Raw genomic sequence first — 9,603 nt, 5'->3', positions numbered from 1 at the left:
GGGGGGGTGTTTGGGTCGAAGGAACGGTTGCCAACACCACGGCGGTGAACAGCACGGTCGCAACCTCGGGTACACATGCAGACGCCGGCATTGGGGGGGGGATTGTTTGGGTCGAAGGAACGGTTACCAACACCACGGCGGTGAACAGCACGGTCGTAACCTCGGGTACAAATGCAGACGCCGGCATCGGGGGTGGAGACGTTAGAGGAACGGTTGCCAACACCACGGCGGTGAACAGCTATGTCGATGGCACTAAAGTGAATAATGGATCTGTCGCCAATGATCAGCTTCTTTGCCAAAAAGCCGACCCACGGGTGTTAACAGCCAATTGCTCTGCGCGAACCGAATTTCTGGATGCATTGCACTTGTCGTACAGTGATGCTTGCCAGGTCAATAACGCTACATCCATTGCCGATGGTTCAAGCACCATAGCGATGAACACCACGGTCGAAACCTCGGGTAAACAAGTCGGCATCGAGGCGGGTAGACATGCCCCCCACCGCATCGGGCGCAGGAGCGTTGGCGATGAAGGAATGATTGCCGACATGGACGGCAGCAATGCCGCTGCAGCGACAACAGCCGCTACGATGGGAATCACCACAGGTTCCCTTCTGGCAGCGGGCGGATTGGGGATTGCCGGCTATTCAACCTATCAATGGATTACCGGTTACCAGGAGGGGGTGCGTGGTCAGGAGCTGGCGATGAAACCACTGACCCGTGGTAAAGAACTGGCAAGCGCTGCGGTCAACTCAGTATCCCAGGGTATTAAGGGAATCCGGGAACGAATGAACAGGCAGAGTGTTCCTGCGCAGGAACCAGCCCATGAAATAAATGAACTCGGTACAGACTGGGACGACTTGATAAAGTAGCTGAGCTGGACAAATGTTTTAGGCTCTTTTCGAATGCCGAACTGCTGAACTATCCTTGGTGGATATAATTAGCCATCGCCAGCATTGACCATGAATATAGGCCGAATCTCAGATCTCATCAGTAATGAAACCTGCTTTGAGATGATCCGTGAGAACCGCTGGCCAGATGGCACTGTTCTCTGTCCGCAATGTGATTCTGAGAATGTCAAAAAGAATGGACACGACAATGTGCAGGTAGAGTGCCAGCACTATTACTGTAAGTCCTGTAAACGCTACTTCGATGACCTGACAAATACGGTTTTCGCAGGACACCACCGACCACTCAAAGTCTGGATTGCCTGTCTCTATTTAATGGGGCTGAACGTCTCCAACAGCCAGATAGCTCAGGAACTTGATCTGTGTGTCAGTGATGCACACCATATGACCACAGTCTTACGAAATGGTGTTGTTGACCGAAAGCCTGAAGTGATTCTTGATGGCGAAGTTGAATTCGACGAGGTCTACATTGTAGCTGGACACAAGGGACACCCTGAAGCATTAAAAAAATCTGGATCGTCCACCGAGAAAAAGAAGGCTTAAAGGCGCTCCGGGCCGTGGGACTCTTGAAAAAGACAAACCGCCGGTATTGGGAATGATTCAAAGGGGAGGTCAGGTCATTATCAACATGCTGTCGAACGTTAAGAAGGCGACAATCAAACCATTTATCAAGAAACACGTAGCCCCACAGAGCCAGATTTATACCGATGAATACAACATCTATGATGACCTTGAAAGCTGGGGCTCACAGCTGAGAATGTCATAGCGGATAAGGGCTACGACAGTGTCAGGGATAAAATCACAGAAAAAGGATCCAATCCGGTTATTCCCAGAAGGAAGGGTTCCAAGGTGGGGAATACGGGTATGGATTGGGGATTATACAAATACCGACATCTGGTCGAGAATATATTTGCCAGGTTGAAGCACTTCCGAGGTGTTGCGACAAGATATGACAAGTTAAAGCGCAACTATGTCAGCGTCAGCGTCAGCGTCGTCGCTATGGCCTGCTGTATCGTCTGGTTACCGATGTAAAACCTCAACAGGCCCTATAGGTTTTAGCGACTTTCATCGCTCTCTCAGGCCAGTCATCAGGCACAATAAACAAATGCATCTGTTGTTGCAGCGCCTGATGGATTGCCCTGATATACACCGGTCGTTTTTGCGGTTGCAGCTGGCGTATCAGCGCATCATGATCGAGCAACTCTGCAACAGGGTTCTGATTCAACCACTGCACTTTCTGAGGTATCTGGAAGCGGACATCCCTGGTGATGGACCGGGTACTCAGAAGGAAATGGCTTTGAGTTAACCAATAACCTTTCAGGTGATTCTGGTTGCAATACTCGGGTGGCGGGCATTGCGCTTTCAATACACTGCCGTTGCTGTCCAGTGTGGGGGCTGTTGATTCTTCACTGCTTAATTCGGACTCTGCCCACTCACGGGTCTCATCATCCAGATACATCATATCCACCAGGTCCCGGGCCCAGCCTTCCGATGACAGACGGTTGAGCAGACGAAATGCCATGACCTGAACGGCGGGAACCTGGCTCCACATACTGTCACTAATAGGTTTTTGGCCTTGTTGTAACAAGCCAGGTGTTTTGCCGGAGGCAGTTTCCGGCGCTGGCAAAGGCTGGTCAAAACCGGCATTGCAGCCCGGGGCTGCCAGAGCGGGTGAAATTGGCTGCATAATTACGTCCTGTTGAAAAGCTGACTTAATGACTGTTGTTTTTTGGCAATTGATAAAGGTTGGTGAAACCCATGGATGAAACTACGCCATGGAAATAGCCGGGAAACGGGAGTTGGACAAAAGGTTATGGGTAAAGTTCGCTGTCAGCAGCTTGACTGCTCCACCCCCGGGCTGTTGCGGTGCAGCCAGTTCAGACTTTTTTGCGCAGCGGGGTACCCCTGCCTGGCGGCCTTGTCAAACCAGGTCAGGGCCACGGCGTAGTTCTGCTCCACCCCCAGGCCCTTCCGGTGCATCGTGCCCAGATGATATTGCGCAGCGGCGGCACCCTGGTCGGCAGACTTGCGGAACCAGAACAGGGCTTCGGCATAGTTCTGCTCCACCCCCTGGCCCATCAGGTACAACCAGCCCAGGTTGTTTTGTGCATCGGCGTTTCCCCGGTCGGCAGACTTGCGGTACCAGGCCAGGGCCTCGGCATAGCTCTGCTCCACTCCGAGACCGTGTTGGTGCATCCAACCCAGGCTGTGTTGTGCACCGGCGTCTCCCTGGTCGGCGGCCTTGCGGAACCAGATCAGGGCTTCGGCATAGTTCTGCTTTATTCCCAGCCCCTTCAGAAGCACCCAGCCCAGATGATACTGGGCAGCGGCGTGTCCCAGGTCGGCAGACTTGCGGAACCAGATCAGGGCCTCGGCGTAGCTCTGCTCCGCCCCCAGACCCTTCTGGTGCATACAGCCCAACTGATATTGCGCAGCGGCGTGCCCCTGGTCGGCAGCCTTACCGAACCAGGTCAGGGCTTTGGCGCAGTTCTGCTGCGTCCCCAGCCCCTTAAGGTGCATCCAGCCGAGCTGATATTGTGACGTGGCGTGTCCCTGGTCGGCAGCCTTGTCGTACCAGGTCAGGGCTTCGGTGTGGTTCTGCTCCGTTCCCAGACCCTTATAGTGCATCCAGCCCAGGTTGTTTTGTGCGGGAGCGTGTCCCTGGTCAGCGGCCTTGCAGAACCAGATCAGAGCCTTACCGTGGCTTTGTTCCACCGCCACCCCCTTAAAGTACATCCAGCCCAGGATGTTTTGCGCGGCGGCGTCTCCCTTTTTGGCGGCCTTGCGGAACAAGATAAAGGCCTCGACGGAGTTTTGCTCCGTCTCCAGAAGCAACTCCCTGAGGATCCAGCTCAGATTGTTTTGCGCGGCGGCACTTCCCTGTTTGACACTCTTACGGAACCAGGTCAGGGCTTCGGCGTAGTTCTGCTTTACCCCCAGGCCCTTTGAATACATCCAGCCCAGGTCGTTTTGTGCGTCGGCGTCCCCTTGGGCGGCGGCCTTGCGGAACCAGGTGAGAGCCTTGGCGTAGTTCTGCTCCACCTCCAGACCCTTTAAGTACATAGAGCCCAGGTTGTATTGTGCGTTGGCGTCCCCCCGGTCGGCGGCCTTGTGGAACCAGGTCCGGGCCTCGGTGCAGTTCTGCTCAACCCCTAGACCTTTCAGGTACATCCAGCCCAGGTTGTTTTGTGCGTTGGCGTTCCCATGGTCGGCGGCCTTGTAGAACCAGGTCAGGGCCTCGGCGTAGTTCTGCTCCCCCCCCAGACCGTTCAGGTACATCAAGCCCAGGTTGTTTTGCGCTACTTTACTGTTGGTGGTCAAACCCGCCCTGATCAACAGTGCTGCTATTTCCCAACATTGTTGCTTTAACGACAGGGTTAGAGGGTTTTTCCTATCCGGGAACGACCGCTGATCAGGGTTGAGCCCGGTTGACAGAATATCCTCCACATCCTCGATCCGGTTGCCCTCAATTGACTTGAATAGCTCCTTCCGCAGATCTACGGGCCAGGTCATTGAGGGAGTACTGCCCGTTATCAAGCGGCGGTCAATTGGACATCGTGGGGATATTCTTACCCAATCGCTTATGCATGCGTGGTGGTATTCATGAGTGCACGGCTGTAGCCTTACGACTGTGGTCGTGTCTTTGATTCGGATCTTTCGAGCCAGGGCCGCTGCAGTGGGAGAGCGCCTTGTACCAGGACTTTCCTTTATTTCATCAAAGCAGATTGCACAAGATTGACTGACACTGTTCATAACTTGTCAGACTTGTTTATCAACCTGAAGTTCCGTGAAAAAGTTGGAGAAAACCGGGGGGCTTTAATCTTGGCTGCCTCAGACTTCCCCTTGAGTAGAATCAGGAAGAAACCGACTGAAATCCTGTCGGCTTATCATCCTGCCGGAAGTAACTATACACGATGTTCGACTTTTAACTGACCTAATAGGGCATGGCTGTCCTTTCTGTCTGCTATTAAAAACAGTGGACTCCAAAAAGGATATCAGCCATGCCAGTTGAACAGTTTATCACCACTGTCTTTTGTATGATCGATTATTTGATCAAAGAACTGTCGAACATCGCGTAGGTTTTACAGCCTTTATCGCTCTCTCAGGCCAGTCATCAGGCACAATAAACAAATGCATCTGTTGTTGCAGCGCCTGATGGATTGCCCTGATATACACCGGTCGTTTTTGCGGTTGCAGCTGGCGTATCAGCGCATCATGATCGAGCAACTCTGCAACAGGGTTCTGATTCAACCACTGCACTTTCTGAGGTATCTGGAAGCGGACATCCCTGGTGATGGACCGGGTACTCAGAAGGAAATGGCTTTGAGTTAACCAATAACCTTTCAGGTGATTCTGGTTGCAATACTCGGGTGGCGGGCATTGCGCTGTTATATTCTGTTCTGCCTGAGTTATTAGTTGGATGTCGTTCAGTTGCGGTATGGCTGTTTTATCTGTGCGGTACAGGGGATAAAAAAGCCTTCCCTGTATCAGGATCTCTTTAGCAACCGGCTGGACAATACCCAGCGTTAATAATGTTTCCCGCCCTTCATGGCTATCACTCAACAGGGCTTGATGATGGAGCAGGCGATCCATCTTGCGATCCAGCCGGTCCCTGAGTCCGGGACCGACCCAATGTTGCCATGGAGACCCCATGGCATTGTCAGCTTCACCAGGCATACCCAGATAAAACTTAACGGCCAGCTCCCGATGGATAAACTGGTTTTTCCGCTGGTAGATAAGGTCATATTCACCCAGTGTGGCAGGCTGACCATTTTTCTCACCATTCACCTGCAGGTTAACGGCAATGGTCTGGTTATCAGGCAGCTGGTTCAGCAGGAACTGCCATAGGGTTTCGTTGAAAATGCCGAGCAGGGGATTGCCTTTTTGGTTAACCAGACTTTCCAGAAGGGCCAGTTGCTGTTGGTCAGGAATCACCGGGGCTGTTCCGGCCGGTAAGGGGGAGTCAAGAAAAAGAGGGCTGGTCGTACGATTAAATAACGGCGGGCTGTTTTGTACCCACTCTACTGCCTGTTGTAGAGTGTGATGTATGCTTTGATGTGAAAATCTGTTCATACTGACGTTTATATACTATTACATGGTTTCAATGTAATTGATGGGTTCTTTTTATCAATGGCCTCCAAACTCTGTTCGTCCTGAGGAACCGAAGGACGCTAAGGGTGAACGGAGATTGTACACATCAAAATCATCGAAATAATGTACTATGGATAATATCAGTCAGAATCCACCTTGTTCATCTGCTGAAATACCTGGTAATGATTCTCAATCTGTTAATGAAGAGACAACCCTCACTGGATTTTCGCGAGCTGTTAAGTCTGTTGATCCAAAACACATTCCCGGGGAAAAGAAAAGTAAGTCAGCCAATGTTCCCCAATATGCATCTCTGATTAGCCGTAAAATCGAACAACTTAACCATCAGGGACGTATTTACCTGTTGCAGGTGGATAAGCCCCCGGATAGTGGCAATATACCCACAGAATCTTCGACAGAGACCTTGCCTGTTAATACCTCCGGGATTTTGCAATACGTATCAAAGGGCGACCTGAGAAGGTTCAACGGCATGGCGAACAATCTCTTTGATCATGAACCGATTAATTGCAGGCATTTGGCCTATGCGTTTGCCACAGGCAAGTTTGGCACGAAAGATGTGGGCAAATTCACGTCCATTGATCGGCTTGATAAAATTTCCCGCCACAGCGGTATTAAAATGGATCAGGCCCTGGATGACACCACGGCGGATGGATATAAAACTGCACAGGAAGGTTATTACTTTGACCGGGCTGGCTTAGGCCAGGCACTTTATACGGCTTGTCAGCAGCAGCTGGTCGATAGCGAACAAAATAAAACCTATCTGTTTTCGTCATTGAACCATTTGATGGCTCTAAAGATAAACTGGTCGCCTGAGCGACCGGAAATAAAAATGGCCTTTTATGATCCCAACGACACCCTGAGAGTCCGACGACTCATCGTCCCTGACCTGCAAACCCTGAAGGCGATTAAAATAGAGCACCTTTTCCCGAATTCTTATTCAATCAAATTATATTTCCCCAAGCCTTCTTCGGGTGGATGTTTAACCACGCTAGCGGTTGAGAGCCGGGCCGGTAACTCGTTGGTCAGGATTCTGGCGGATATGAATTCGTCCATCCTGTTTTTAATGCTCAGGAATGGACATTTTTCTTCAAAAATGGTGGATCAATTCATGGGGCAACTGAACCGGCTTGATCCATATAATCAAAAAATTGTCCTGATGGCTAAAAATGACGATGGTGTGCCAGGGCTGTTCATGGCATCACACAGGGGCCATGGGGAGTGCGCCAGGAAATACCTGGATTGGGTCCTGGCCAGCTCCTTGAGCGACGAGGTCAAACAGGACCTGTTGATGGCGAAATCCGACAGTGGTTTTCCCTGGCTCTGCGTGGCAATGCAAAGCGGCCACGGGGAGTGTGTGAAGCGTTACCTGGAGCGGGTGATGGCCAGCTCCCTGAGCAACGAGATCAAACAGAATCTGCTGATGGTGACATCCCCCAAGGGTTATCACGGGCTCTTTGGGGCGCTGCAAAACGGCCACGGGGAGTGTGTGAAGAGTTACCTGGATTGGGTGATGGCCAGCTCCCTGAGCGACGAGGTCAAACAGAATCTGCTGATAGCGACATCCCCCGAGGGTTATCCCGGGCTCTTCGTGGCACTGGGAAATGGCCACGGGGAGTGTGTGCAGAGTTACCTGGATCGGGTCCTGGCCAGCTCCCTGAGCGATGAGGTCAAACAGAATCTGCTGATGGCGAACTCCCTCAGGGGTTTTTCCGGGCTCTGTGTGGCGCTGCAAAACGGCCATGGTGAGTGCGTCAGGATTTACTGGGATCGGGTGATGGCCAGCCCCTTCAGCGAGGAGGTTAAACTGGATCTGCTGAGGGCGAAATCCGGCTGTGGTTTTCCCGGGCTCTACGTAGCACTGCAAAATGGCCATGGTGAGTGCGTCAGGATTTACTGGGATCTGGTGATGGCCAGCCCCTTCAGCGAGGAGGTCAAACTGGATCTGCTGAGGGCGAAATCCGACAGTGGTTTTTTCGTGCTCTACATAGCACTGCACAATGGCCATAGTGAGTGCGTCAGGATTTACTGGGATCGGGTGATGGCCAGCCCCTTCAGCGAGGAGGTCAAACTGGATCTGCTGAGGGCGAAATCCGACAGTGGTTTTTCCGGGCTCTACGTAACACTGCAAAATGGCCATGGTGAGTGCGTCAGGAGTTACTGGGATCGGGTGATGGCCAGCCCCTTCAGCGAGGAGGTCAAACTGGATCTGCTGAGGGCGAAATCAGATTGTGGTTTTCCCGGGCTCTGCGCGGCATTTAAAACTGGCCACGGGGAGTGCGTGAAGAGTTACCTGGATCGAGTCCTGGCCAGCCCCTTCAGCGAGGAGGTCAAACTGGATCTGCTGAGGGCGAAATCCGACAGTGGTTTTCCCGGGCTCTATGTAGCACTGGAAAATGGCCATGGTGAGTGCGTCAGGATTTACTGGGATCGAGTGATGGCCAGCCCCTTCAGCGAGGAGTTCAAACAGGACTTGCTGAGGGCGAAATCCGACAGTGGTTTTCCCGGGCTCTGCGCAGCACTGCAAAATGGTCATGGTGAGTGTGTCAGGATTTACCTGGATCGGGTGATGGCCAGCCCCTTCAGCGAGGAGTTCAAACTGGATCTGCTGAGGGCGAAATCCGGCCGTGGTTTTCCCGGGCTCAACGTAGCACTGCAAAATGGCCATGGTGAGTGCGTCAGGATTTACTGGGATCGGGTGATGGCCAGCCCCTTTAGCGAGGAGTTCAAACTGGATCTGCTGAGGGCGAAATCCGGCCGTGGTTTCCCCGGGCTCTACGTAGCACTGCAAAATGGCCATGGTGAGTGCGTCAGGATTTACTGGGATCGGGTGATGGCCAGCCCCTTTGGCGACGAGGTCAAACTGAATCTGCTGATGGCGACCTCCGACACGGGATTTCCGGGGTTGTTCAAGGCGCTGCAAAATGGCCAGGAGGCGTGCGCCATGGATTACCTGAGTCTGGTTTTGGCCAGTCCCTTCTGCGATGAGGTCAAACAAAACCTGCTAATGGTGACCCGGGGGGATGGTATTTCCGGACTTTACGTGGTACTGAGAAATGGCAAAAAGGAATGCTTCAGGACGTATGTTACACAGATTATAAATATCAGCCTAACCCGGATATTTCATAAACGTGCTCCCGATCTCGCTGGTCCTTTGCCGCTCTGAGGGAGTTTTGCTCAGTCGACCGTACTCCCCGGTACGGCGCTCCCTCACAAAATCCTCGGAGGCTGACCGAGAATAGCGCCCGTCTAGGCGACCCCGTAGTGAGGATGGCAGAAAATTGAGGATATAAAGTCGGAAATTTTCAGTGAATAGTGGTTCTATTTGCTAAAAATTTCCGACTTTTTAGACCAATTTGCTGACACCGCAATAGGGCAGTCTATTCTCGGTCAGCCTCCTCGGCTTTGGCATCCTGCGTCGCCCTATCTCCCACATCTGTGGTCGTGCGCGAGATTCGGGGTAGTTTATGAAATATTCGGTCTAAAGCATCTGGCAGACTTTCGTTTATAAAATCCTTTGCCAGAATTTGATACTTATATTGATGATGTCAACAGATGCCAGGAATCACAGACTACGGATAAACACCCATTA

At 52.2% G+C, this 9,603-nt stretch carries 7 protein-coding genes and 1 pseudogene; 5 read left to right on the top strand and 3 right to left on the bottom strand.

The genetic code is table 11. The features are described from left to right. The 4 genes and pseudogenes from J7438_RS19710 to J7438_RS19695 all read left to right on the top strand — a co-directional run. On the top strand, positions 1-869 hold an 869-nt coding region (locus J7438_RS19710; protein ID WP_209277902.1), incomplete at its 5' end, for a hypothetical protein. A 90-nt stretch (positions 870-959) separates the two neighbouring features. Further along, positions 960-1,448: an IS1/IS1595 family N-terminal zinc-binding domain-containing protein gene (locus J7438_RS19705; protein WP_209277901.1), complete on the top strand. Its 489-nt coding sequence runs from the start codon at positions 960-962 to the stop codon at positions 1,446-1,448. Continuing rightward, positions 1,417-1,671 carry a transposase gene (locus tag J7438_RS19700; protein ID WP_209277904.1) on the top strand — a complete coding sequence of 85 codons (255 nt, stop codon included), beginning with the start codon at positions 1,417-1,419 and terminating at the stop codon, positions 1,669-1,671. The genes J7438_RS19705 and J7438_RS19700 overlap by 32 nt, the downstream gene beginning before the upstream one ends. Beyond that, a pseudogene (locus J7438_RS19695) lies at positions 1,656-1,937 on the top strand (transposase); the annotation flags it as partial. The gene J7438_RS19700 and the pseudogene J7438_RS19695, both read left to right, overlap by 16 nt. A 4-nt stretch (positions 1,938-1,941) precedes the next feature. On the opposite strand, the gene J7438_RS19690 reads toward J7438_RS19695, so the two are convergent. The 3 genes from J7438_RS19690 to J7438_RS19680 all read right to left on the bottom strand — a co-directional run bounded on the left by J7438_RS19690 (position 1,942) and on the right by J7438_RS19680 (position 5,978). After that, the gene (locus J7438_RS19690) at positions 1,942-2,592 is read right to left on the bottom strand and encodes a hypothetical protein (RefSeq protein WP_209277900.1); all 651 of its coding nucleotides are present in this window, start codon (positions 2,590-2,592) and stop codon (positions 1,942-1,944) included. A gap of 143 nt (positions 2,593-2,735) precedes the next feature. Continuing rightward, positions 2,736-4,658, bottom strand: coding sequence for an RING finger domain-containing protein (locus tag J7438_RS19685; protein WP_209277899.1), 1,923 nt, complete (start codon positions 4,656-4,658; stop codon positions 2,736-2,738). 300 nt (positions 4,659-4,958) lie between these two features. After that, positions 4,959-5,978, bottom strand: a complete 1,020-nt coding sequence (locus J7438_RS19680) for a DUF1853 family protein (RefSeq protein WP_209277898.1) — start codon at positions 5,976-5,978, stop codon at positions 4,959-4,961. Between the two features lie 148 nt (positions 5,979-6,126). Between J7438_RS19680 and J7438_RS19675 the strand changes: the two genes are divergently transcribed. After that, the gene (locus J7438_RS19675) at positions 6,127-9,177 is read left to right on the top strand and encodes a ShET2/EspL2 family type III secretion system effector toxin (RefSeq protein ID WP_209277897.1); all 3,051 of its coding nucleotides are present in this window, start codon (positions 6,127-6,129) and stop codon (positions 9,175-9,177) included. Positions 9,178-9,603: the final 426 nt, after the last annotated feature.

The organism is Thalassotalea sp. G20_0 (assembly GCF_017744175.1).
In the GTDB taxonomy this organism is placed as follows: domain Bacteria; phylum Pseudomonadota; class Gammaproteobacteria; order Pseudomonadales; family Endozoicomonadaceae; genus Endozoicomonas.
The sequence above is the reverse complement of the archived record's forward strand: the minus strand, read 5'-3'. Positions and strand labels throughout refer to the sequence as shown.